This window comes from Bradyrhizobium sp. B039, assembly GCF_038965675.1.
In the GTDB taxonomy this organism is placed as follows: Bacteria; Pseudomonadota; Alphaproteobacteria; order Rhizobiales; family Xanthobacteraceae; genus Bradyrhizobium; species Bradyrhizobium diazoefficiens.
Genome location: NZ_CP152416.1, coordinates 4,477,948 through 4,498,072, shown reverse-complemented (window position 1 = coordinate 4,498,072; position 20,125 = coordinate 4,477,948). Strand labels below are relative to the sequence as shown.

Here is a 20,125-nt window from a genome sequence, read left to right as displayed (position 1 = left end):
TGAGAGGCCGCGGCCAGGTGGGACCACGGCAATTCCAAGTGCGCCGGACCTACGCCGTCTCGGCCATCAGCTCGCGGCCGATCAGCATGCGGCGGACCTCGGATGTACCGGCGCCGATCTCGTACAGCTTGGCGTCGCGCCACAGCCGGCCGACCGGAAATTCGGATGTGTAGCCGACGCCGCCGAGCGCCTGGATCGCCTCGCCCGCCATCCAAGTCGCCTTCTCCGCGGAATAGAGGATCGCAGCCGCGGCATCCTTGCGCAGGGTCCGCGCATGGTCGGCGCGGTCGCAGGCGCGCCCGACCGCATAGACATAGGCGCGTGTGGCCTGCCAGGTCGCATACATGTCGGCGAGCTTGCCCTGCATCAGCTGGAAGTCGCCGATCGGCTGGCCGAACTGCTTGCGCTCGTGCATGTAGGGCACCACCGCGTCCATGCAGGCCGCCATGATCCCGAGCGGGCCGCCCGAGAGCACGGTGCGCTCATAATCGAGGCCGGACATCAGCACCTTGACGCCCTCGCCCACCTTGCCGAGCACGTTCTCCTCCGGCACCTCGCATTCGTCGAAGAACAAGGGATAGGTGTTGGAGCCGCGCATGCCGAGCTTGTCGAGATGCTGGCCGTGGGTAAATCCCTTGAAGCCCTTCTCGACGAGGAAGGCAGTCATGCCGCGCGGGCCGGCCTCCGGATCGGTCTTGGCGTAGACGACCAGCACGTCCGCGTCGCCGCCATTGGTGATCCACATTTTCGAGCCGTTGAGCACGTAGCGGTCGCCGCGCTTGTCGGCACGCAGCTTCATCGAGACGACGTCGGAGCCGGCGCCGGGCTCGGACATCGCCAGCGCGCCGACATACTCGCCGGAGATCAGTTTTGGCAGATAGCGCTCGCGCTGCGCGTCGTTGCCGTTGCGGCGGATCTGGTTGACGCAGAGGTTAGAATGCGCGCCGTAGGACAGGCCCACGGCTGCCGACCCGCGCGAAATCTCCTCCATGGCGACGATATGGGCGAGATAGCCCATGTTGGAGCCGCCATATTGCTCCGGTGCCGTCATGCCGAGCAGGCCGAGGTCGCCAAGGCGCTTCCAGAGATCCGCCGGGAACAGGTTGGCCTTCTCGATCTCGGCGGCGCGCGGGGCGATCTCCGCCTCCACGAAGGCGCGCAGCGTGTCGCGCAGCATGCTGATGTCTTCGCCCAGATCGAAATCGATGCTCGGGATGTTCAAGGCGATTCCTCCGTGTTCTTGTCGGGTCCGAACCTACCCCTGCCCGGGCGTCCTGGCGGTCGAAAAGGTTGCATTTTCCGCCAACTTTGGCGAGGATTTTTCATGCCGTTCCAAGCCGCAACCGCGACGCCCCGCCGCGCCATGACCCCAGCCGCCTTCGTCCACGGCGTGGTTGCCGCTTATGCCGTTTACGGGCGGGATCCGGCCGAGGCATTGGGCAAGGGGCAGGTCACCGAGGATCTCGTTCGATCCCAGGACGGACGTGTGACGGCGGCCCAGTTCGAGGCGCTGGCCGGCCACGCCATGCGCGAGCTCGACGACGAAGCGCTCGGCTGGTTCTCGCGCCGGCTGCCTTGGGGAACCTATGGCATGCTGTGCCGCGCCTCGATCACGGCCCCCAATCTCGAAGTCGCGCTAAAGCGCTGGTGCCGGCATCATCGCCTGCTGACCGAGGACGTGCTGTTCGAGCTCTCGCTTGGTGATGAGACCGCGACCATCTCCCTTCGCGAGCAGCGCGATCTCGGCCCCTTGCGCGAATTCTGCCTCGTCACCCTGCTCCGCTATGTCCTCGGCTTCTCCTGCTGGGCCGTCGATTCCGCGATCGCGCTGCGTGCGGCCGAGTTTCCCTATTCCGAGCCGGGCCACGTCTCGGTCTATCCGACGATCTTCTGCAGGCATTTGAGCTTTGATGCGGATAGCGCCCGCATCGTGTTCGACAAGCACTATCTTTCACTGCCGCTGACCCGCAGCCCGGCCGATCTCGACAGCATGCTCAAGGGCGCGCTGCGGCTGACCGTGCTGCCCTATCGGCGCGACCGGCTGCTGGTCGAGCGCGTGCGCCGCGTGCTGCGCAATGCGCGCGGACGCAGTCTCGGCGCCGAGGATGTCGCAAGCGAGCTGGCCCTCTCCACCCGCACCATGCACCGGCGCCTGCGCGAGGAAGCGACCTCGCTGCGCGATCTCAAGGAAGAGGCAAAATTCGAGCTCGCCAAGCAGGAGCTGATGCGCGGCCGCACCCCGATCAAGCGGATCGCGGAGATCGCCGGCTTCCGCAACGAGAAGAGCTTTTCCCGCGCCTTCCGCGGCTGGACCGGCGCCAGTCCCCGCGAGTTTCGCGGAAGGTATCGCTGATGGGCGCCGCAGCGCATTGTTGTCTGCTTGTCATAAGTTAACGGCCCCCGAGATCGCTCTCGGAGGCCGCAATGTCCCGGATCCGGTCTCGATGTCAGGCGTTAGTTTTGCGCGCCCGAACGAGGCTTGGTGCGCGACTGCGTCTGCTTCGGCTGGAAGGCGAGCGCGTCGTTGGTGGTCTTCGCGCCGCCGGCCTGCGAGCACGAGCCGCCGATGCCGCCGGCCGCCTGCCGGCAGGCTTCCATCGTCGGATAGCCGCAACCATGGGCGGCCTGGGCGCCATTGGTGATGCAGTAGTCTTCGGCCTTCGCAGCCGGTGCCGACAGAACAAAAAACGCAGACGCACACAGCGCCGCAGCAGACGCCGCGATCGTCTTCGAAGTCGATGTCATGATGTCTTTTCCTGCTAAGGGTCCCACAAAAGCATCCCCAGCGTGCGATGCAGGCTGAGGTTCACACCCTGCGTCTAGGCAGCGCGCAGGAACCGACAATCACGGTCCGGCGCATTGCAGGGCTTCGCAAATCACATGTCAAACTTATGTGAGTTACTAAGATATATAGTTCCGCTACGACGCCCTTACCGGTCCTGGCGCCCCATGACGTGGATCGGGCTGAAGCAGCCCAGGATCAGGCGCTTCGGATCGAACGGAATGTCGCCCGCAGCCTCAAATCGCTTGTCGTCGCCCATCCCGGCTTCGGCGGCCTCGAGCGTTGCCTTGTCGGGCCAGACCTGCCAGGTGAAGACGATCTTCTCGCCGTCCTTCGCATTCACGGCGCGGCGAAAGTCGGTGTGCGTGCCACTGGGGACGTTGTCCTCCCAGGACTCGACGATCTCCAGACACCCGTATTCCCTGAACAGCGCCGCCCCGTTCTCGGCCCATCGGCGATAGGCCTCCATCTTGTCCTCCGGCACCGGAATGACGAAGCCTGCGATATACATGATTTCAGCTCCTTCGCAGTCTCTGTGAGCCTCACACCGGCGGAGCGATCTCCTATCCCGCCGCCGCCGCCGCAACCTCCTGCAACGGCAGCGGCACGTCCTTCGCGACGCCCAGCACCGGAAAGCTGCGGACGTTCTTCACGTCGGGCATCGCGGCGAAATGCAGCAGCTGCTGGCGCATGCTCTCGACGCTCGGCGCGACGCATTTCAAGAGATAATCGGTCTCGCCCGAAATCCGCCAGCACTGCTGGATGCGCGGGATCGCAGCGATCGAGCCCTCGAACGCCTCCAGCACCGGCTGGGCCTGGCTGCCGAGCTGGATCGAGACGAACGACACCACCTCATAGCCGAGCAGCCGCTCGTCGATGACGGCGCGCACCGCCCGGATCACGCCGCGGCTGAACAGCGATTTCAACCGCCGCAGGCAGTTGGGCGCGGACACGCCGACGCGCAGCGCCAGCTCGTTGTTGCGCACCCGCCCGTCCTGCTGCAGCTCGGATAAGATCTTCAGATCGACGCCGTCGAGCTGGTCACGCCCGGCCATCCCCCACCTCGCCCTGATCCCGTGATGCCGGGACCAGCGAAGCATGAGGCGGAATTGGTGCCAAGAGCCAAGGGCGCGGCGCTATCGAGTTCGGGGGAATACCGCCCCACCGTCATGGCCGGGCATAGCCGTCTGAAGGACGGCGTCGCTTCCGCTCGCCTATGTCCCGGCCATCCACGCTCTTTCACGCGGCCCAAAACGTGGATGCCCGGGACAAGCCCGGGCATGACGAGTACGTCGCGTCGTATGAAGTCGGAGCAGCCACCTGCCCCCTCAATGCGTCCAGGGCTCGCCGCGCCGGAACGAGAAATTGTCGGCATAGGCGACCGGCCGGCGGATCGAATCCTGGGGCTCGATCACCTGGTAGGCGATGCCCTTGCGCTCGCAATAGGCGACCGCCTCTTCCTTGCTGTCGAAGCGCAGGGTGATCTGCTGCTTCATGTCGCCGGACGAGGTCCAGCCCATCAGCGGCTCGACCGCACGCGGCTGCTCCGGCTCGTAGTCAAGCTGCCATTCCCGGGTCTTGGACCGGCCGGATTGCATCGCGTTCTTGGCGGGCTTGAAAATGCGTGCGGTCATGGGGTGGTCCGGGCCTTTTCGTCTTTTCGTTCGATTTCGATGCGTCAGGGTGGCAGTTGGTGGAAACCTCAGGGATAGTATAGAGACACCGATCGGGAACTGATCGGTGATTCCGGCCCCCCGGTCACCCTTACCGACGGTATAGTCATTATGCTGCACCGTGACAATTCCGTACCCGCCTTCCGCGCCGGGATTCCGCCCGGCCGAACTGCCTCGCCGACATCAGCGCATCTATCCCCTCCGAGAGCTCCCGTCGCATGGCCTTCCTGAACATCAACGCCACGCTCCCTGAAAAAGGCCGTGACCTACGGCTCGACCTGTTTCGCGGCGTCGCCAACTGGGCGATCTTCCTCGACCACATCCCCGACAACGTCGTGAACTGGATCACGACGCGCAATTACGGCTTTTCCGACGCGGCCGACCTGTTCGTCTTCATCTCCGGCTACACTGCCTCCTTCGTCTATGCGCGCATGATGCTGGAGCGCGGCTTCATCGTCGGCGCCACGCGCCTGACCAAGCGGGTCTGGCAGCTCTACGTCGCCCACATCATCCTGTTCGTGATCTACATCGCCTCGATCAGCTATCTGGCGCTGCGCTTCGGCGATTCAGATATGATCAACGAGTTCAACGTCGCCGGCCTCGTCGACAACGCCACCGAGACGCTGCGCCAGGGCCTGTTCCTGCGCTTCAAGCCGCTCAATCTCGACGTGCTGCCGCTCTACATCGTGCTGATGGGACTGTTTCCGCCGGTGCTGTGGTTCATGCTGCGCAAGCCCGATTTGACGATGGTGCTGTCGATCGTGCTGTGGCTCGCCGCGCGCCATTTCGGCTGGAACCTGACCGCCTATCCGGCTGGCCAGTGGTACTTCAATCCATATGCCTGGCAGGTGCTGTTCGTGTTCGGCGCCTGGTGCGCGATGGGCGGCGCGCGGCGCTCGATGACGCTGATCAATTCGCCGATCACGCTGTGGCTCTGCCTCGGCTATCTCCTGTTCGCGCTGGTCATGACCATGGCCGGCCGCTTCCCCGCCATCGGCGGCATGTTCCCGGAATGGCTGTTCTCGGCCTTCAACCCCAACGACAAGACCAACCTTGCGCCTTACCGCTTCATCCATTTCGTCGTGATCGTGATCCTGGTGATCCGCTTCGTGCCGAAGGACTGGCCGGGCCTGGAATGGAAGGTGTTCGATCCCTTGATCGTCTGCGGCCAGCAATCGCTCGCGGTGTTCTGCGTCGGCGTGTTCCTGTCCTTCGTCGGCCATTTCGAGCTGTCGATGAGCTCGGGCTCGCTGTTCGCGCAGCTCTTCGTCAGCATCGCCGGCATCGCGATCATGACGACGGTGGCGTATTACATCTCGTGGTCGAAGCGGCAGGACAAGCCGCTGAAGCCCCCGCCGTCCAAGCCGGCGCCCGCAACGAAGGCCGCCTGAGCCGGAACGCCCGTTCGTCCGGGCGCACCGTCCCGACGCCGCTGTCGGTTCGTCCGGGATTGGATTGACCTGCGTCAACCAGGGCCGGCGCCGGCCGAACTAGTGTCGCCGCGACTCGCGCCGCCGCATCGACGTCGGCGCTTCCTCCCGGACAAGGCCAAGCACATGCCCTCTCATTTTCACGCCATTGTATGGATCGACCACACGCAGGCCCGGATCTTCCATCTCGGCCTGAGCGGCTCCGACGAAATCACGCTGCATCCGCATCTGGCAACGCGTCATCTCCATCACAAGGCCAATGAGATCGGCAGCGGCCATGCCGCGCCTGACAAGACGTTCTACGCTGAGGTGACCAAAGCCCTCGCCGATGCCGGCGAAGTCCTGATCATCGGCCCGGCCAACGCGAAGACCGAGCTCGCCAGCCACATCCGCGCCAACGCGCCAGATGTCGCCAAGCGGATTGCCGCAGTGGAAACGGCCGACCATCCTTCCGACAACGAGATCGTCGCTTACGCGAAACGTCACTTCAAATTGCCGCTGCCGCGCGTGCAGGCACCAACCTGAAAGCGGGATGACGATTTACGATCGCATCGCTTCAGGCCGCTTCTTCGCTGTCGAACTCGGTGAATTTCTTGTAGATCCAGTCGCGGCCGTCGTGCCGGCGCCAGACCTTGCCGTAAACGAGCTGCCCGTTGATCGAGCGGCGCGGCACGATCACGGTCCAGAGGTGCCAGATTTCGGTCCAGCTCGACTGCGGGCTGGCCGTTTTTAAGTTGCGATCGAAAGACATGACACAGAACTCACAGGATACGCGCGCCGCGACGAACTGTGATCTTGTATGAGCACGAATTCCAGGCAGCCCATCGCGAGCCGGCACCGATCTCATAACGATCGCCAAAGTGGCCGCAACAACCGCTCGCCCTTAACCTAACCCATCAACCTTACCAGTCGCGAACTGGTGGCCGGGCTGGTTGAAAGCCGGCGCCGGTTTTTCTACAATGCCTGCGCGATTTGAGAGCGAGTGCGCCGTTTTCGGGACCCGCGATTCAATTTGAGCTGACGTCGCGTTTTTAAAGAGCTTGGAATTTGAAGACGACTTGGATTTTGAGGAAGACTCGGAAGTTTTGAAGACTCGAAGGTTTAAGACTCGGACGTTTTGAAAAAAGACATACTGGCTGGGGCGACCACAATGAATTTGCAGTGTGCATGTCTGCGCTTGGCGGTGCGATCGACGCCGCCTGTCCCGGCCGTCAGGACGTCGGCTCACGAACCGCCAAGGGCCGCCAACGACAACCAGATGGTCTGGCCGTTCGTGCCGTTTCCGCCCGGCTGGCACGCCTCGAGCTGATTGGGCAATTCTGAAGAACGCGACGTCTGAAGATCGCGACGCCTGCAAAAAAGACGTTTGAAAAGCGCAACGCCGCGCAAGCGGAGTATTATCGCTTGGCGGCGTCCGTTAGGCATTGGGCGCTGAAATCCCCAACATCCATATGTCCATGGCGACAGCCAAAGGTTCGATGAATCTTTGGTAATTCTGCGTCGGGCCGACCGCGCCAATGCCTTGAAAAATCGCGCGGAAGTCGGGCTGCGCAAGCAACGAGCGCGAGGGCTTCAGGCCGAACGCGCCGGGTCTGCAAAGCAGGCGCTGGCCGCGTGAGAAAGTTCGATCCGGCACGCATGTTCCGCGCCGGACGGCCGCAACCAATCGCCGCGCGGCGCGTTGCAGCTTCTTCCCATCCGTCCGGGGTCCTGGCGAGCGCCAACGATCAGCGCGCGCCCGCCATGGACGGACGGTCATCGCGTCTCACGTCCGTGTGAGCTGGAGCCCGGTCGGTGAATTTCGTCGAGCGAGAAGAGACCAATGAACAACGGGCCGCAAGGCAAGGGGGATGCTGTGAGCCAGATCGATACGACAGAGAAACTCTCCGAGGCGCCGGAGCCCGGAGACTCGCTGTTCGCACTCTGCGGACTCGGCGTCGCGGGGATCGTCATGCTGGGCTGGATCTGCGCCCTCGCCTGGATCGCCTGGCGCCTCGCCGATTGGCTGCTGTTCTGAGCCGGGATCCGCGAGTCGAAATTTCGAAGGAAATGAAGGAGGTTCGACCTCGGGACTGGTCGGGGCAGCTGGATTCGAACCAACGACCTGCAGTACCCAAAACTGCCGCGCTACCAGGCTGCGCTATACCCCGAATGTCCGGCGAGCCCTGTCGATACACGCTTCCCAAAGCGCCAGCAAGCGTCCTAAAGGCGCCGGCAAGGCCGGGAAGGCCCCCACCGGACGGCTCTATTTGCTGCCGAACAGCGGGTGGCCGACGCGGTCGCCGGGGCGGATGCCGTATTTCTGCGCCGTTCCCGCCACCACCTCCAAAACAGCCCGCGCGGGGCCCTTGGACGAGATGATCTTGGTCGACAGCGGCTCGGTGTTCTCGGCAATGCGCAGGATGCGGCCGTCGGCGCGGATGAAGATCATGTCGAGCGGGACATAGGTATTCTTCATCCACATCGACACTTCCTGCTCGGGATTGAAGTCGAACAGCATGCCTTTGCCGTCGGCCAGCTCCTTGCGGTACATCAGGCCGGTCTGCTTCTCCTCCTCGGTCGTTGCCATCTCCACCGAGAACACCTGCACGCCGCTTTTGGTGACGATCTCGAGCGGCTGGAAGCTCGCGGCACGGACGGATCCGCCGGTCACGACAACGCCGGCGATGACCAGGATGGCGGCAAGCCAGCCCTTCGCAACGGACCAGACAGCCTTTCGATCAAGATTCATGGGATGGCACTCAGGGCGTGGGAATGGAACAGTCCTACGCGGCGACCGCCCGAAAAGCCAGAGGCGCGCCGGTCAGCCGGCGCGCCTCTGCTCACGATTGCGGGAATTGGCGATCCTGCCGCCGCTAGTGCGACTGCAGTCCGGGCGATCCGGTCTCGGGATGGATCTCGGCTGCCATCATGCCCTTGGAACCGGGCCCGAAGCGGACCAGGACATATTGGCCGGGGCGCAATTCGGTCATGCCGAAGCGGCGCAGCGTCTCCATGTGCACGAAGATGTCGGGCGTGCCCTCGCCGCAGGTCAGGAAGCCGAAGCCGCGCAGCCGGTTGAACCATTTGACCTGGGCCCGCTCCAGCCCGCTGGTCGGGGTGACCGTGACGTGGGTGCGCGGCGGCAGCATCTGCGCCGGATGGATCGCGGTCGACTCGTCCATCGAGACCACGCGGAAGGCCTGGTAGCCCTTCGCGCGCTGGATGCATTCGACGACGATGCGCGCGCCCTCATAGGCGGTCTGGAAGCCGTCGCGTCTAAGCACGGTGACATGCAGCAGCACGTCCGGCCAGCCGTTGTCGGGAACGATGAAGCCGTAGCCCTTCGACGCGTCGAACCATTTGATGACGCCGTGGACTTCGACGAGGTTGGCGCTGGCCTCGCCAAGGCCGGTGAACGGGCTGAGCCCGCTCTCGCGGCCGCTGCCGTGCTCGCCCGGCGTCATGCGCCCCGGCGACGTGCCCTGTCCGGGAACTCCAAGCTTTTTGGACTCAAATCCGTCCGACGACCCCATAACCCCGGACCCCACACTGCCATGCAACCCGCCACATTGGCGGAGCTCGAATCACGCGTCTTAAGAGAATGTTCTCAATTCGACGCGACGCGAATCTTTCGACTCAAAAGATAACACTCCCGGTTGCGGCGCATAGACAAAAAAGAGATTCGCCGGAACCTATGAACAGCTTGCACAGCCGCGAATCAAACTAACGCCTCAATTGCCGACAAAGGGTCCGAGCGTTTCGCCGATGTCGTGGCGGATGACGAGGTCGGCGATGTCGTCCTGTTCGGTCGGCTCGCGATTGATGATCACCAAACGTGCACCCGCGCGCTTCGCCATCATCGGAAAGCCCGCTGCCGGCCACACCACGAGCGAGGAACCGATCGCGATGAAGAGGTCGCAGGCGCGCGACAGCGCGGTTGCGCGCTGCATCTCCTCCTCCGGCATCATCTGGCCGAACGAGATCGTGGCGGTCTTCACCGGCTCGTCGCACTCGGTGCAGTTGGGAGCGCCGTCCTGGTCGAATCGGCGCTTCACCCAGTCGAGCTGATAGGTCTGCCCGCATCCGACGCATCGCGCATAAGTAGTATTTCCGTGAAGTTCAATCACGTGCTCGTGCGCGAAGCCCGAGACCTGGTGCAGATTGTCGATGTTCTGGGTGATGACCGCGGGGACCTTGCCGGCGCGGTAGAGCGAGGCGAGCGCGCGATGGCCGCGGCCGGGCCTTGCCGCCGCGAAGGTCTCCTCCATCGCGAAGCGCCGGCGCCAGGATTCGTCGCGCGCCTCTTGGCTCGCAACGAATTCGTCGAACGGGATCGGACGGTTGCGCGTCCAGATGCCGCCCGGCGAGCGGAAGTCGGGGATGCCGCATTCGGTCGAGATGCCGGCGCCGGTGAACGGTACGATGGTCTTCGCCTCGGCGATCATGTCGCCGAGACGTTCAACGCCGCTGCGAAGATCCGATGCAATCAATCACACGCCTCCCGCTTTGGTCTTGCGCTAGCTGCAAGATGCGCAAGCGACAAGATTGTTGACGCTGTTATCAACTGCGAACGCAGGTGCGCTCGGCAATTTTTTCCGCCCATCGCATATCACAATCCTGCAATGCCTCCTCCCCATTGACGCCCCAATCAGAAGCGCCAATGCATGTGTTATGCGACTCAAGGCCCGGTGCGGCGGCAGCGCTTGAGGACACTCGTAAACACGACCCTGTAAAAACAACCCGAGTAACATCGTCCAAGTGTGAACAGAGGGGATGGACATGACCGAAGACGAACAACGCAAGATCCGTGAACGCGAAGAGATCGCCGCCCGTGTCGCCGCCTTCCGTGCCACCCAGGAGAAGTTCAAGCGCGAGCGCGAAGAGTATTTCGTGTCGACGCTTGAGAACGCACGCAAGGTCGAGCGACCCTCGCTCTGGCCGTAGCACGCGCCTGATCGCCACGCATGAAAAAAGCCCGGAGCATCGCTCCGGGCTTTTCACTTACCCCCGCCGTTACCAGTGACGGTAATAGTGGCGGCGATAGTAATACGGTCCGTCGCCATAATAGGCGTACGGGCCAGATCCGTAATAGTAGCCCGGGCTGTCATAATAGCCGTAGCCAGGGCCGTAATAGCCGTAGGGGTGGGACGCGGCGATCGCGCCCGCGGTGATCGCGCCGGCGGCAAGACCGAACGCGAGGCCCGGGCCGATGCCGCGGCCGCGCGCCTCGGCAGGCGCAGGCGCCGCCACCGCGGTCACGCCGACGGCTGCGACGGTGGCCAGAACTGCCAGTGTCTTTTTCATGAGCTCCTCCTTCGCGTCTGGGGTGACAACGCGAGTGCCGTTTGATGGTTGCGCGCGGCGCGGAACCGGAGCCGGTCAAAAAAAATCGATGCGAGGCGGAACGAAATCGCCGTGCGGCGGTTGGAATTGCAAGTGCGAAGCCTCCGCTATCCGGTGAAGGCCCAGCACGAAAGCCCCGTCAGTATCCTCCGCGATGCTGGCGGGGTTTTTGTTCCACGGGAGCAAATGGGCAGCAGAGAACAACGGCTGCCCGCGGGGCGGAAGGCCGAGGAGGAAGGATTGCCGATATCCGCTTTGCTTGCCCGGATCCGCCGGCTCGTTCCCGGATCCGGCGATCGACATTACGACGAGATCGTCCGCAGTTTCGGTGTCGGCGCGCTGCGCCCGCCGCCGACGCCGATGAGCGACGGCGAGCTGGCGCGGGCCATCGCCGAGTTCCTCAGGGAACAGCCCTCCTCCGAGTCCGTCGCGACCCTCGGCCGGCGGCTCGACCCCTCCTCCCGGCTCTAGCCGGACTTCTTGCTAGGCGGATCTCTTTTGCGCGAGCCGGGAACAAGCGCCGCGCATGCAAGTTGAGGTTGTCTTCACGCAAGTGAGGTTCGACATGTTCGACATGCCCGTGTGGCTCGAAGTCCTGCTCAACCTGTCCGGCTATGCCGGCTTCGTCGCGCTCGCGAGCCGCGGCACCTCGTGCCCGCGCGCAGCGGCCGACGACCGGATCGGTGGTGACGAGCGCTAGTTGGTGTGCGGCGCCTGGCCTGCCGTGCGCACCAGCCGGTCGGCCTTGAGCGCGACGCGCGTGTCCTCGGCTTGCTGCCGCAGCGAAAAACTGATCAGCACGAAAGCGAGACAGAACAGCGTGCCGACGATGGCAACGCGCCGGTAGGTGTGGCGGTCGCCTTGATAAAAGGACGGCTCTGAAAAAGGTGTCATGGCAAAGCGGCTTCTTGGCAAAGTCGTTTCTTGTCGTTGCCAGACACCTACTCCAACCCGCGGCAAGCGCAACGCGATTGGGCTTTTAACCTAACCGAATAGGGTTATCGTTTCCCGCGCAATCTTTCGTTAGGAGTTGGCGCAGCGCCGTTTGGATCTCGGCCAGCCGCTTGAGGCATCGCGCGATCGCCGAGGCAGGCCCGCCCCTCGCCGACCGTTTTTGTTCCAGCTTCGCCCGCATTTCGTTCTCGAAGAACGAATCGGAATCGAAGAAATCGGCGCGGAGCAACTCTTAACGAGTGGTGTCGCGCGCGAAGATTCTCGTCACGTCGTCTCGGCCGGCGTCGATCGCAGCGGCATCACCTGCGGCACCGATCGAGCGCCGTTGCGCAGTCTCGCGTATGGCCTTGCACTCCTGTCAGACCAAAACACTTTTGCGATTTCGGCGAACATCCCGATCAACCAGCTCTCCTCGCTCATCTCCTGCGCGGGAGACGAGAACGGCACTGTGCGAGACTTCACGCTGTCTCGTTCTGACACGCGCGCTCGCATCGACATCGAGGACGCGCAACTTGTTCTGCATCCGACTCCATTTCGTTCTCGAAGAACGAATCGGAGTCGGGAAAATCAGCGAGAATCGATTCCTAACGATCGATGAAACCGCGTGCGCTCACGTCTTCGCCGGCAGACATCTTCGGCGGCGAAACATCGAGACCGCCGCAAACACGATGACGACCTCGTGCGCCATCGCGGCCGGCGTCCGCCCGCGCGCGCATCACGCCGCGCGCTTCTCCTTGCCCTTCTCGGAGAAGCATTCGAGAATCTGGATGCGGAGTTCTTCTGCGGCCGGCCCCTCGACCTTCCTGAGCTCGTTCCAGAGTCTGATCACTTCGCGCTGCTTTTCGACGGTCATGAGTCACCTCCCAAAGGATTCCAAAAGATGATGGCTCATAGGAACAAAATGAGAACAAAAAGTCCAGCCCCCTCGCGCGATTTCCCACGCCCATCGTCTTGAACCTTTTGGGCGCCGCAAAGACCCATCGAGGCTGGGGATTTCAGCGCCCAGTCATACGGCAGCGCCGCCTGACGAACATACTCCGTCACGGCGGCGCTGTTGCTTTTTGGATTTTCTACCCCAGGTTTGATCTACGGCTGACGGCCAGGCGCTGAAATCCCATCGCCGTCAGTTTGGAAAGCCCCGCGCGAAAGCGCGGGGTTTTCTCTTTCTCTTCTTCGGAAGGCTGAACCTTTTACTGGGCTGGCGCGTCTCATTCCTGAAGCTTCCCCCAGGCTTCATCCCCATCAGAAAGCCCCGCTCCCCCCAGGCGGGGCTTTCGCTTTTGCGGACATCGCGCCGCCCAAGACAAAAACAAAGAGACAAAACAAAGAGCCCCGCTCCGACATCATCGGAACGGGGCTCTGGGCACGCAAGCGGTGCGCGATGGCAGGATCAGACGGCGTCCTTGGCGACCTTCAGGGGCGATGCCTTCACCGACTTGCTCGCGGGCTTGGCCGCAAACTGCATCGGCTCCTTGGTGAAGGGATTGACGCCCATGCGGGCTTCGGTCGCCGGCTTGTTCACGACCGACATCTTCACGAAACCGGGAATGACGAACTCGCCGGACTCGTTGAGCTCCTTGTAGCCGACCGTCGCCATGTACTCGATGACCGACTTCACGTCGTTCTTCGCAAGCTGCGTGCCCTCGGCAATCGCGTCGATCAATTGAGTCTTGGTCATCTTCGCCATGTCAAACGTCCTTCTGAATGGGGTGCGCGCGGGCTGTGGGGTAACCGTGCCGGGCACGCGACAAAGCCGCGCAGCGCGCTTTGTGTTCATGCCAGCGGTCAGGAAGTCACCGGGCTTAGAACCCATCGGGGCCGAAAACGCAAGCCGCAGTTTGACGTCGGTTCCGCCTGTTTCGGCGGGATGACAGCGCTTGCATCGACCCGCGCCGAATCGAATTCAGCAATGTCCATAGAGGGTTCTGCCGGTTCGCCAGCAGGCAGCAGCGATGCCCGTATTAGCCGAAGTCACGAAAGCCCCTAACCGGTTCTCTTTCGAAAGCATTTGTTGCATAGTGGCGCATGGCCAAAACAAAAGTGACGTTTAGAGCGGTCCGGATCGCCGATGGCGACTGGAAGATCCTGGCGGACTACCCCGACCACGAGCAGCGCGAAATCACCGGATTTACCAGCAAGGCGGATGCCGACGACTGGATCAACGGCGATCGCAAGATCGCGTGGCTCCGGTCCCAGGGCTACGCCAAGTGACTTAGCGCAAGTGACTTAGCGCAAGTGACTTAACGCAAGTGACGTAGCGCTCCCGCGCGGCAACGGCGTTCACGGGCGGCCGCAAGCCACCTCATCCAGCCAGCTCAGCAAGACACCTCACCGTGAAACCTGTGGTTCGAGCCGAGTTGTTGACACTTCAGTAACCCAACGCATCCAAGCTCCCCTTGGTATCGTTGCGTTGGAGTATCCCCACAGTGCTGGATTTTCACGAGCTGCGTGAACTCGCGGCCGATGTTCGCGTGTTTGTCGATGTCGCCGAGGACAAGGCCGAGGCGCTCAGAGCCGTCATCGCGGCCTATGACGTCGTGCTGGCAATCTTCCCTTCCGAAGAGGGCATGGGCCTCCACGTCATCAAGGGCAAAGCGATCCTGGACAAGATCGCCAAATCACGCAGCCATGCGACCTACAGCCATACGGCGATCGCGGTCCCTGACCTCGAGCATGCCGAAGTGCTCAAGCTTCTGACGGCGCCGGCCGAGCAGCGGATCGCTGCCTAAGCGCAGACGGCGAGAAATTCAGCGGCGGGCCGCACCAGGTTCGTTCGCCGTTGCTCGGCGCGGAACCGGTCGAAGCCTCGGTTCTCTGGAGCCGAGGGCCTGCCTAGCTCTCGCTGGGCAAGCCATCGCGAACCATCCCGCCGACGGCTCCGCCCAAAATGACGGACACTGTGACGGGCCATACAGCCGCCATCACGATGACAGCTCCAAAGCGAACGTCCCTGTTGGGGCGATCGTAGGAGTCCATGGCCGTGAAAACGAACAGGGCAATCAGGCAACCGATCGCGTATTTCTTCTTCCAGCTCATGTGATGAAGACCTTGTGAAGCCGAGCATTGGTCGCGCCGGCTTTTCCGTGGGTTCATCCGCGCCGTCGCGATCCGGTGACGGCGCACTAAATTCGTTCGCCCGATAGATCCGGCCTGCCAAAGCCCGCTATTGCGGCATAGAGAAAGGCTGCCAAAAGGCACCAGGAGAAAGCGATGGCCCAGTTCCAGCCTGTCGATCCGTACGAGACTGGATTGCTGGATGTGGGCGACGGCCACCAGATCTACTGGGAATGTTGCGGCAATCCCGCGGGCAAGCCGGCGCTTTTCCTGCATGGCGGTCCGGGCACCGGCTGCTCTGTTGGTCAGAGACGATTTTTCGATCCTGATGTCTACAGGGCTGTGCTGTTCGATCAGCGTGGCTCCGGTCGCAGCCTTCCGCTCGCAAGTCAGTCGGGTTCGAACCTGGCAAGCAATACCACCGCTCACCTTGTCGCGGACATCGAGAGGCTGCGCGAGCTGCTCGGTGTCGAAAGCTGGATCATCCTGGGCTTGTCCTGGGGCACCACGCTTGGCCTCGCCTACGCACAAGCGCACCCGCGACGCGTGAAAGCGATGCTGCTCGGATTCGTGACGACGACATCGCGTGCAGAGGTGCAATGGATCACCAAGGATGTCGGGCGCATCTTTCCAAGGGAATGGGAGCGCTTTTCCGAGACCGTCCCCCGGCATCTCCGCGACATGCCGCTCGTCGATGCCTACGCAATCATGCTTGCCGATGCCGACGAGACCGTTCGCGACAGGGCCGCCCGGGCATGGTGCGAGTGGGAGGATGCGCACGTCTCGCTCACCCCGGGACACCGGCCAAATCCCCGATTTGACGACGCGGAATTTCGATTGCGATTTGCGCGCCTGGTCACTCACTATTGGCGCCACGCCGCATTTCTCGCGGAGGATCAATTGATCCGCGACGCATCGAGATTGAACGGCATTCCCGGCGCCCTGATCCATGGCCGTTTCGACGTCAGCGGACCGTTGTCCACGGCGTGGCAACTGCACAAGCGATGGACGACCTCCAGGCTGCATATTCTCGAAGACGCCGGCCACGGCGGCGGCAACGAGTTCATGCCCTTGGTCATCAGAACTCTGGCTGAGTTCGGGAAGCTGTAGGCGTGTGAGCTGTTACGGCGTGGGACCGCCAGGCGAATGAATTCAGGCACTGTCACCATAATCCCGCGCCTTGCCGATCGCGACATCACCATCAGCATGAGCAGGCCGGGCAATCCCTTCGACAACGCCAAGGCTGAAAGCTTCATGAAAACACTCAACGCTGAACCGATTAACGGCAAAGCCTTTGCCGACCTCAGCGACGCCCGCCGCCACATCAACAGCTTAATCGCGGAGGTCTACAACAAGGAGCGCCTGCACTCGGCGCTCGGATACAATCGCCTCTTGAGCTCGAAACCGCGTTCGCGCAAAACAACGTGCGGTAACGCATCATGACAACCCCACGGTCACTGCAATTATCGTGTCTCACTTCAGGGGTGCAGTCCAGCACTGTCACCGTAATCCCGGATAGACCCTCAGCTTGGTGTCGAGCGGCAAGGCCTCAAAATCGGCAACAATCTTCGTCATGCAACCTCCCGCTGAAGATAGCCGTAGGCTATGCTTTGCGCCGAAGACGGCCAAGTTGGCTTGGCGGGGCAAAGGGAGGAAGGAAATGGATAAGATCCTTGAGAAGAAGGTTGAGGGCAAAGCGGACGTCTATCTACACAACCACCTTGCGAACTCGGCTTACTGGTTCAAACAGCAAATCGAGAAGAAGATCGAGAGTGGCGACCGGAGCGGCATAGCGTTCGACTACCTCGCCTGCGCAACGTCGATCGCCTTCACCAATGAGGCTCACATTAATTTCTTCGGCATGAAGTGCGTCAAAGGGTTCGTCGAGCGCGAACCCATCGAGGCCAAGGTAGCCACAGTGTTCACCGCGTTCAAAATGCCGATAGTCTGGGAGACCAGGCCGCTAAGTTCGTTTCGGGCGATGAAGAACCTTCGCGATACGCTAGCCCATGGTAAGCCCGCAGAAATACGTCACAACAGCGTCACCAGCGCCACTCCAGATCAGCAGAACATCATCGATAACCTCAAGGCCGATTGGCAGAAGGCACTCACTCACGAGCCTATTATGACGGCCTACAAGGATATGGACGACCTGTTCAAACAGTTGCTGGAGAAGTCTGGGCTGAGCCTGTTCGACACGATCGAGCAGACGAACTACACAATCAGCCTCATCGAGAGGAAGCAGGCCTAGTCCTCATCGTCCTCCTCATCGTCTTCGCTGATGGCCCGCACGCCATACCGGTACGGGTAGGTCGAGTATTCCCGAGTCTTGAAGCCGGAGAAGCCCAGGGCGACGGCAAATACAGTGCCCTGTATACGCATCTTGCCCGATGTGGTGCGGGAGATCGTAGAGACCCTTATGATGGTCGTCACGTCTACCCTGCCCGACAACCATCGACCGTGGGCGGAATTCGACGTCGCCTCCCACCGGTCGAACGTGAACTCCACGATGACTTGGTTCGCCTTGCGGACACCGTCCGTGGTTTGGCCAGGTCGTCGATGGCTCAGCCCCCGCGGAGAGAATGTGTGTGAGCCCTGCACCAGGATGAAGTCGCCGACACTCAACAGGGCTGAAAGAGCGCCGCGCTCCAGGTCATTAGAGATGTTGGCTACCGTCAACTTTTCCAATGAGGCATGCAGCACGGAACGTACATACGTGTAGAGCGCTTGGCCGTCGCCACCGTCGTACATGTACCCAGTGTCTTTCGGACGCGGCAAGAGGAGACCTGCCTCGTCACACATGTCCAATCTCCACGCGGTTTCGTAGCCGTTCAACTGCTTGAACTTAATACGTTGCTCAGTGGCTAGTTCGAAAAGCCGCAGGTGGTTGAAGTACTGCCAGGCGGAAGTGTGCTGGCGCGACTGGTCGAGGATGGCCTCCGTATCCATCTCGGCGACTTCGCCTTCCCACTTCTTCTTAATGCCGCGGAGCGTCTTTGGGTCGAGGTTCTTGGTCAGCTCACTCTTGGTATGAACCTTCTCGTGGTCCAACGTGCACAGAACAGCGAGATTCGGCACTTCATGGTCCCGAGTCTTGGCCCACTTCCGGATGTGATGAACGACAACGCCGCGCTTGTGGTTCCGGCAGACACAACAGGTGAACCGGTTGGCAAACAGCACCTCGATAAGCTTGTCGGAAGGGATTGCCGGACGGCCATCACCAAGAATGTTGTCGATCGCAAGCGTGTCTATACCAACCTTCCGAAGCGCAGCCCGGTTCATCTGTTGCAGTTTGCCGAGCGTGTACCCAGCGGCTCTAAGCTTAACCGCCTTGGTGTTGCTGATACCGCGCGCCATTAGGGCAAGGTCTGACCGATTGAGGCTGGTATCAGGCCCTTTCCGCATTCCCGGCTCTTGACCATCAATCCGGCTCACCATCTAATTCCTTATCAAAAATGCTTCCGGCTTCAATTTCAGCGCCCTCATCTCGTCCCGCATCCAACGCGGCATCGAGCCCCTGCCCGTCCAAACCAGTTTCTTGTCTTTCCGGCTGCGATACTTGGCGGAAGGCTTTGCCCGCGTCTTCTTAATGCCTTTGGCCCTTCTTTCCAGTTCACCGAACCGGCGCATCTCCCGTGCGATCATCTCGTCGTGAGACTTGCGGGCCTTGTCGTAGGCACGATGCATCGCATCGAGCGCGTACTTCATTTCGTTCACACCAAGGTCCATGAAGGCCAGGATAACTCGACGACGGGCTTCATGCTCGGGGGGCGGAGTAAACGTCTGCTTTTTCATGCGGCACCTTTAAGGGGATCCAAGGCTTAAAGGCTTGTTGCCGGGAGTCAAATGCTGTGAGCGGGTAAGGGCTCGAGCGCCCCCTTGGTTGGCAGATTAAGTGGATGCCCGTTTATTTTGCAGAAAGGGCATTATTTCTTTGATGTATACAATTGGTTGAGTGGTGATTCTCCTGCTAGCCAAGGAGAAAACATCATGCAAGAGACTAGCGTTCCCGTTGCGGCAGAGCACGCAACGACCTTCTATCAATCCATGCGCCATCCCCTCACCGCTGCCGAGCGCGGTGTCCGTCCTTGGCCGGAGAAGCTTACGGCTGAGACTGTGGCTTCATGGATTGTAGCCAATGTCAGCTACAGCATGCCTATGGATGCACACGACATCCTTGAGGCAATGGTTTTCGAGAACAACGCTTAAGAGAAAGTGAGGGTTTTGGAAAACGAACGGTCCACTCCAACGCCGACTGCAGAAATCGCGGCTCATGACTGTCTGGCTATGCTGCCCTTCCTCTTTCAGGACCAGGAGCAGTACAAACTCTATCTATCGCGAAACACTGCCATCATCCAACGAGCCATAGATGGGGGTGACTGGCAGCCGATAAGCACGGCGCCGAGACAGAGATTCGTGCTTTTGAACAATCCGAAGGGCACGTCAGTACAGGCAGCTGTCGGACGTTACACGAGACGCTTCTACGGCACGCACCTTCGCGAAGGACGGTTCTTGGCGGGCAGCAACATGGTCATTTATCCAACTCACTGGCGCCCTCTTCCTGCACCCCTGGCGAATGACAACCTGAAGGCGGAGGCGGCGGCGTGACTATCCTCATTATGGTCACTGAAAGTGGTTGGTACCAATCGATGCCGTTCCTGGAATAGCCCTTGAACAGCAGGCCAACGACCATGGCGAGCTGAACGACCACATCCTTCAGGTAAAGACCGTGGAAGGCGAAGTGCTGTGGTCAAAGCCGTTGCACTAGACGCTTGTGTTCCCGCTTCGACGGTCAATCGAGAACGGAAAAAAGATACTCCTTGAACCTCGACTCCCGGCCTGAATCCATGAGCGCATGGACTTATGGGAGCGCATCACCGAACGGGTAAAGTCCCCGGCCAACCTCA

Annotated in this window: 30 protein-coding genes and 1 tRNA gene; 14 read left to right on the top strand and 17 right to left on the bottom strand. The window is 61.6% G+C overall.

Going from position 1 to position 20,125, the window contains the following annotated elements; all coding sequences use genetic code 11:
* Positions 1-49 precede the first annotated feature (49 nt).
* Positions 50-1,222 (bottom strand): isovaleryl-CoA dehydrogenase, encoded by a 1,173-nt coding sequence (locus tag AAFG50_RS21035; protein ID WP_028171337.1) that lies wholly within the window; start codon positions 1,220-1,222, stop codon positions 50-52.
* A gap of 102 nt (positions 1,223-1,324) precedes the next feature.
* Between AAFG50_RS21035 and AAFG50_RS21030 the strand changes: the two genes are divergently transcribed.
* Positions 1,325-2,353 carry an AraC family transcriptional regulator gene (locus AAFG50_RS21030; RefSeq protein WP_028171336.1) on the top strand — a complete coding sequence of 343 codons (1,029 nt, stop codon included), beginning with the start codon at positions 1,325-1,327 and terminating at the stop codon, positions 2,351-2,353.
* Positions 2,354-2,454: 101 nt separating this feature from the next.
* On the opposite strand, the gene AAFG50_RS21025 is transcribed toward AAFG50_RS21030, so the two are convergent.
* The 4 genes from AAFG50_RS21025 to AAFG50_RS21010 all read right to left on the bottom strand — a co-directional run bounded on the left by AAFG50_RS21025 (position 2,455) and on the right by AAFG50_RS21010 (position 4,416).
* Positions 2,455-2,745 (bottom strand): DUF3551 domain-containing protein, encoded by a 291-nt coding sequence (locus tag AAFG50_RS21025; RefSeq protein WP_028171335.1) that lies wholly within the window; start codon positions 2,743-2,745, stop codon positions 2,455-2,457.
* A gap of 185 nt (positions 2,746-2,930) precedes the next feature.
* Positions 2,931-3,293, bottom strand: coding sequence for a DUF1428 domain-containing protein (locus tag AAFG50_RS21020; protein WP_039184454.1), 363 nt, complete (start codon positions 3,291-3,293; stop codon positions 2,931-2,933).
* A gap of 52 nt (positions 3,294-3,345) precedes the next feature.
* Positions 3,346-3,837, bottom strand: coding sequence for an Lrp/AsnC family transcriptional regulator (locus AAFG50_RS21015; protein WP_028171333.1), 492 nt, complete (start codon positions 3,835-3,837; stop codon positions 3,346-3,348).
* A 273-nt stretch (positions 3,838-4,110) separates the two neighbouring features.
* Positions 4,111-4,416, bottom strand: a complete 306-nt coding sequence (locus AAFG50_RS21010) for an ETC complex I subunit (protein ID WP_028171332.1) — start codon at positions 4,414-4,416, stop codon at positions 4,111-4,113.
* A 257-nt stretch (positions 4,417-4,673) separates the two neighbouring features.
* Between AAFG50_RS21010 and AAFG50_RS21005 the strand changes: the two genes are divergently transcribed.
* Both AAFG50_RS21005 and AAFG50_RS21000 read left to right on the top strand, forming a co-directional pair.
* The gene (locus tag AAFG50_RS21005; protein WP_011087185.1) at positions 4,674-5,846 is read left to right on the top strand and encodes an OpgC domain-containing protein; all 1,173 of its coding nucleotides are present in this window, start codon (positions 4,674-4,676) and stop codon (positions 5,844-5,846) included.
* 165 nt (positions 5,847-6,011) lie between these two features.
* On the top strand, positions 6,012-6,410 hold the full coding sequence (locus AAFG50_RS21000; RefSeq protein WP_028171331.1) for a hypothetical protein: 399 nt from the start codon (positions 6,012-6,014) through the stop codon (positions 6,408-6,410).
* 31 nt (positions 6,411-6,441) lie between these two features.
* On the opposite strand, the gene AAFG50_RS20995 is transcribed toward AAFG50_RS21000, so the two are convergent.
* Complete coding sequence (locus AAFG50_RS20995; protein ID WP_028171330.1) at positions 6,442-6,636, bottom strand: hypothetical protein; 195 nt, start codon at positions 6,634-6,636, stop codon at positions 6,442-6,444.
* Between the two features lie 1,071 nt (positions 6,637-7,707).
* On the opposite strand from AAFG50_RS20995, the gene AAFG50_RS20990 reads away from it, so the two are divergent.
* Positions 7,708-7,902: an RNA-binding protein gene (locus tag AAFG50_RS20990; protein ID WP_231166472.1), complete on the top strand. Its 195-nt coding sequence runs from the start codon at positions 7,708-7,710 to the stop codon at positions 7,900-7,902.
* 56 nt (positions 7,903-7,958) lie between these two features.
* Here the strand turns inward: AAFG50_RS20990 and AAFG50_RS20985 are convergent.
* From AAFG50_RS20985 to AAFG50_RS20970, 4 genes are all read right to left on the bottom strand, one after another.
* Positions 7,959-8,035: transfer RNA gene (locus tag AAFG50_RS20985), tRNA-Pro, on the bottom strand.
* A 95-nt stretch (positions 8,036-8,130) separates the two neighbouring features.
* On the bottom strand, positions 8,131-8,616 hold the full coding sequence (locus AAFG50_RS20980; RefSeq protein WP_028171328.1) for a DUF192 domain-containing protein: 486 nt from the start codon (positions 8,614-8,616) through the stop codon (positions 8,131-8,133).
* 124 nt (positions 8,617-8,740) lie between these two features.
* Positions 8,741-9,400 carry a cold-shock protein gene (locus AAFG50_RS20975; protein ID WP_027542689.1) on the bottom strand — a complete coding sequence of 220 codons (660 nt, stop codon included), beginning with the start codon at positions 9,398-9,400 and terminating at the stop codon, positions 8,741-8,743.
* Positions 9,401-9,598: 198 nt separating this feature from the next.
* Positions 9,599-10,357, bottom strand: a complete 759-nt coding sequence (locus AAFG50_RS20970) for an NAD-dependent protein deacetylase (protein ID WP_028171327.1) — start codon at positions 10,355-10,357, stop codon at positions 9,599-9,601.
* Positions 10,358-10,646: 289 nt separating this feature from the next.
* Here AAFG50_RS20970 and AAFG50_RS20965 point away from each other — a divergent pair, with 289 nt between their 5' ends.
* Positions 10,647-10,811, top strand: coding sequence for a hypothetical protein (locus AAFG50_RS20965; RefSeq protein ID WP_164933808.1), 165 nt, complete (start codon positions 10,647-10,649; stop codon positions 10,809-10,811).
* A gap of 69 nt (positions 10,812-10,880) precedes the next feature.
* Here the strand turns inward: AAFG50_RS20965 and AAFG50_RS20960 are convergent, their stop codons facing one another.
* Positions 10,881-11,171 (bottom strand): hypothetical protein, encoded by a 291-nt coding sequence (locus tag AAFG50_RS20960; RefSeq protein ID WP_011087180.1) that lies wholly within the window; start codon positions 11,169-11,171, stop codon positions 10,881-10,883.
* Between the two features lie 111 nt (positions 11,172-11,282).
* Between AAFG50_RS20960 and AAFG50_RS20955 the strand changes: the two genes are divergently transcribed.
* Positions 11,283-11,681 carry a hypothetical protein gene (locus AAFG50_RS20955; protein ID WP_231166471.1) on the top strand — a complete coding sequence of 133 codons (399 nt, stop codon included), beginning with the start codon at positions 11,283-11,285 and terminating at the stop codon, positions 11,679-11,681.
* A gap of 55 nt (positions 11,682-11,736) precedes the next feature.
* Positions 11,737-11,910: a hypothetical protein gene (locus AAFG50_RS20950; protein WP_074076975.1), complete on the top strand. Its 174-nt coding sequence runs from the start codon at positions 11,737-11,739 to the stop codon at positions 11,908-11,910.
* On the opposite strand, the gene AAFG50_RS20945 is transcribed toward AAFG50_RS20950, so the two are convergent.
* On the bottom strand, positions 11,907-12,104 hold the full coding sequence (locus tag AAFG50_RS20945; RefSeq protein WP_028171325.1) for a hypothetical protein: 198 nt from the start codon (positions 12,102-12,104) through the stop codon (positions 11,907-11,909). The two genes, AAFG50_RS20950 and AAFG50_RS20945, sit on opposite strands and share 4 nt — an antisense overlap.
* A 151-nt stretch (positions 12,105-12,255) precedes the next feature.
* Here AAFG50_RS20945 and AAFG50_RS20940 point away from each other — a divergent pair, with 151 nt between their 5' ends.
* Positions 12,256-12,762: a hypothetical protein gene (locus AAFG50_RS20940; RefSeq protein WP_156149839.1), complete on the top strand. Its 507-nt coding sequence runs from the start codon at positions 12,256-12,258 to the stop codon at positions 12,760-12,762.
* A gap of 117 nt (positions 12,763-12,879) precedes the next feature.
* Here AAFG50_RS20940 and AAFG50_RS20935 read toward each other — a convergent pair whose 3' ends face one another.
* Positions 12,880-13,017, bottom strand: coding sequence for a hypothetical protein (locus AAFG50_RS20935; protein WP_165448157.1), 138 nt, complete (start codon positions 13,015-13,017; stop codon positions 12,880-12,882).
* Positions 13,018-13,554: 537 nt separating this feature from the next.
* Positions 13,555-13,851 carry an HU family DNA-binding protein gene (locus AAFG50_RS20930; protein WP_027542683.1) on the bottom strand — a complete coding sequence of 99 codons (297 nt, stop codon included), beginning with the start codon at positions 13,849-13,851 and terminating at the stop codon, positions 13,555-13,557.
* Between the two features lie 338 nt (positions 13,852-14,189).
* On the opposite strand from AAFG50_RS20930, the gene AAFG50_RS20925 reads away from it, so the two are divergent.
* Positions 14,190-14,375 carry a hypothetical protein gene (locus AAFG50_RS20925; RefSeq protein ID WP_027542681.1) on the top strand — a complete coding sequence of 62 codons (186 nt, stop codon included), beginning with the start codon at positions 14,190-14,192 and terminating at the stop codon, positions 14,373-14,375.
* Between the two features lie 215 nt (positions 14,376-14,590).
* Entirely contained in the window at positions 14,591-14,893 is a 303-nt protein-coding gene (locus AAFG50_RS20920) for a hypothetical protein (RefSeq protein WP_028171323.1), read from the top strand.
* Positions 14,894-14,996: 103 nt separating this feature from the next.
* Here the strand turns inward: AAFG50_RS20920 and AAFG50_RS20915 are convergent, their stop codons facing one another.
* Positions 14,997-15,200, bottom strand: a complete 204-nt coding sequence (locus AAFG50_RS20915) for a hypothetical protein (RefSeq protein ID WP_028171322.1) — start codon at positions 15,198-15,200, stop codon at positions 14,997-14,999.
* A gap of 174 nt (positions 15,201-15,374) precedes the next feature.
* On the opposite strand from AAFG50_RS20915, the gene pip reads away from it, so the two are divergent.
* From pip to AAFG50_RS20900, 3 genes are all read left to right on the top strand, one after another.
* On the top strand, positions 15,375-16,328 hold the full coding sequence (gene pip / locus AAFG50_RS20910) for a prolyl aminopeptidase (RefSeq protein WP_028171321.1): 954 nt from the start codon (positions 15,375-15,377) through the stop codon (positions 16,326-16,328).
* Between the two features lie 36 nt (positions 16,329-16,364).
* A complete protein-coding gene (locus tag AAFG50_RS20905) occupies positions 16,365-16,661 on the top strand; it encodes an integrase core domain-containing protein (RefSeq protein ID WP_080668009.1) in 297 nt (98 codons plus the stop codon).
* Positions 16,662-16,878: 217 nt separating this feature from the next.
* On the top strand, positions 16,879-17,469 hold the full coding sequence (locus tag AAFG50_RS20900) for a hypothetical protein (protein ID WP_074076976.1): 591 nt from the start codon (positions 16,879-16,881) through the stop codon (positions 17,467-17,469).
* Here the strand turns inward: AAFG50_RS20900 and AAFG50_RS20895 are convergent.
* Together AAFG50_RS20895 and AAFG50_RS20890 are read right to left on the bottom strand one after the other, a co-directional pair.
* On the bottom strand, positions 17,466-18,653 hold the full coding sequence (locus tag AAFG50_RS20895; RefSeq protein WP_131234178.1) for an HNH endonuclease signature motif containing protein: 1,188 nt from the start codon (positions 18,651-18,653) through the stop codon (positions 17,466-17,468). The two genes, AAFG50_RS20900 and AAFG50_RS20895, sit on opposite strands and share 4 nt — an antisense overlap.
* Positions 18,654-18,656: 3 nt before the next feature.
* Positions 18,657-19,013, bottom strand: coding sequence for an H-NS family nucleoid-associated regulatory protein (locus AAFG50_RS20890; RefSeq protein WP_039184444.1), 357 nt, complete (start codon positions 19,011-19,013; stop codon positions 18,657-18,659).
* Between the two features lie 84 nt (positions 19,014-19,097).
* Between AAFG50_RS20890 and AAFG50_RS20885 the strand changes: the two genes are divergently transcribed.
* Entirely contained in the window at positions 19,098-19,427 is a 330-nt protein-coding gene (locus AAFG50_RS20885; RefSeq protein ID WP_131234177.1) for a hypothetical protein, read from the top strand.
* Positions 19,428-20,125: the final 698 nt, after the last annotated feature.

Coding starts and splice junctions, on each gene's coding strand:
- AAFG50_RS21030 (WP_028171336.1), top strand. CDS start 1,325: ATGCCGTTCCAAGCCGCAACCGCGACGCCCCGCCGCGCCATGACCCCA.
- AAFG50_RS21025 (WP_028171335.1), bottom strand. CDS start 2,745: ATGACATCGACTTCGAAGACGATCGCGGCGTCTGCTGCGGCGCTGTGT.
- AAFG50_RS21020 (WP_039184454.1), bottom strand. CDS start 3,293: ATGTATATCGCAGGCTTCGTCATTCCGGTGCCGGAGGACAAGATGGAG.
- AAFG50_RS21015 (WP_028171333.1), bottom strand. CDS start 3,837: ATGGCCGGGCGTGACCAGCTCGACGGCGTCGATCTGAAGATCTTATCC.
- AAFG50_RS21010 (WP_028171332.1), bottom strand. CDS start 4,416: ATGACCGCACGCATTTTCAAGCCCGCCAAGAACGCGATGCAATCCGGC.
- AAFG50_RS21005 (WP_011087185.1), top strand. CDS start 4,674: ATGGCCTTCCTGAACATCAACGCCACGCTCCCTGAAAAAGGCCGTGAC.
- AAFG50_RS21000 (WP_028171331.1), top strand. CDS start 6,012: ATGCCCTCTCATTTTCACGCCATTGTATGGATCGACCACACGCAGGCC.
- AAFG50_RS20995 (WP_028171330.1), bottom strand. CDS start 6,636: ATGTCTTTCGATCGCAACTTAAAAACGGCCAGCCCGCAGTCGAGCTGG.
- AAFG50_RS20990 (WP_231166472.1), top strand. CDS start 7,708: ATGAACAACGGGCCGCAAGGCAAGGGGGATGCTGTGAGCCAGATCGAT.
- AAFG50_RS20980 (WP_028171328.1), bottom strand. CDS start 8,616: ATGAATCTTGATCGAAAGGCTGTCTGGTCCGTTGCGAAGGGCTGGCTT.
- AAFG50_RS20975 (WP_027542689.1), bottom strand. CDS start 9,400: ATGGGGTCGTCGGACGGATTTGAGTCCAAAAAGCTTGGAGTTCCCGGA.
- AAFG50_RS20965 (WP_164933808.1), top strand. CDS start 10,647: ATGACCGAAGACGAACAACGCAAGATCCGTGAACGCGAAGAGATCGCC.
- AAFG50_RS20960 (WP_011087180.1), bottom strand. CDS start 11,171: ATGAAAAAGACACTGGCAGTTCTGGCCACCGTCGCAGCCGTCGGCGTG.
- AAFG50_RS20950 (WP_074076975.1), top strand. CDS start 11,737: ATGCAAGTTGAGGTTGTCTTCACGCAAGTGAGGTTCGACATGTTCGAC.
- AAFG50_RS20945 (WP_028171325.1), bottom strand. CDS start 12,104: ATGACACCTTTTTCAGAGCCGTCCTTTTATCAAGGCGACCGCCACACC.
- AAFG50_RS20935 (WP_165448157.1), bottom strand. CDS start 13,017: ATGACCGTCGAAAAGCAGCGCGAAGTGATCAGACTCTGGAACGAGCTC.
- AAFG50_RS20930 (WP_027542683.1), bottom strand. CDS start 13,851: ATGGCGAAGATGACCAAGACTCAATTGATCGACGCGATTGCCGAGGGC.
- AAFG50_RS20925 (WP_027542681.1), top strand. CDS start 14,190: ATGGCCAAAACAAAAGTGACGTTTAGAGCGGTCCGGATCGCCGATGGC.
- AAFG50_RS20915 (WP_028171322.1), bottom strand. CDS start 15,200: ATGAGCTGGAAGAAGAAATACGCGATCGGTTGCCTGATTGCCCTGTTC.
- pip (WP_028171321.1), top strand. CDS start 15,375: ATGGCCCAGTTCCAGCCTGTCGATCCGTACGAGACTGGATTGCTGGAT.
- AAFG50_RS20905 (WP_080668009.1), top strand. CDS start 16,365: ATGAATTCAGGCACTGTCACCATAATCCCGCGCCTTGCCGATCGCGAC.
- AAFG50_RS20900 (WP_074076976.1), top strand. CDS start 16,879: ATGGATAAGATCCTTGAGAAGAAGGTTGAGGGCAAAGCGGACGTCTAT.
- AAFG50_RS20890 (WP_039184444.1), bottom strand. CDS start 19,013: ATGAAAAAGCAGACGTTTACTCCGCCCCCCGAGCATGAAGCCCGTCGT.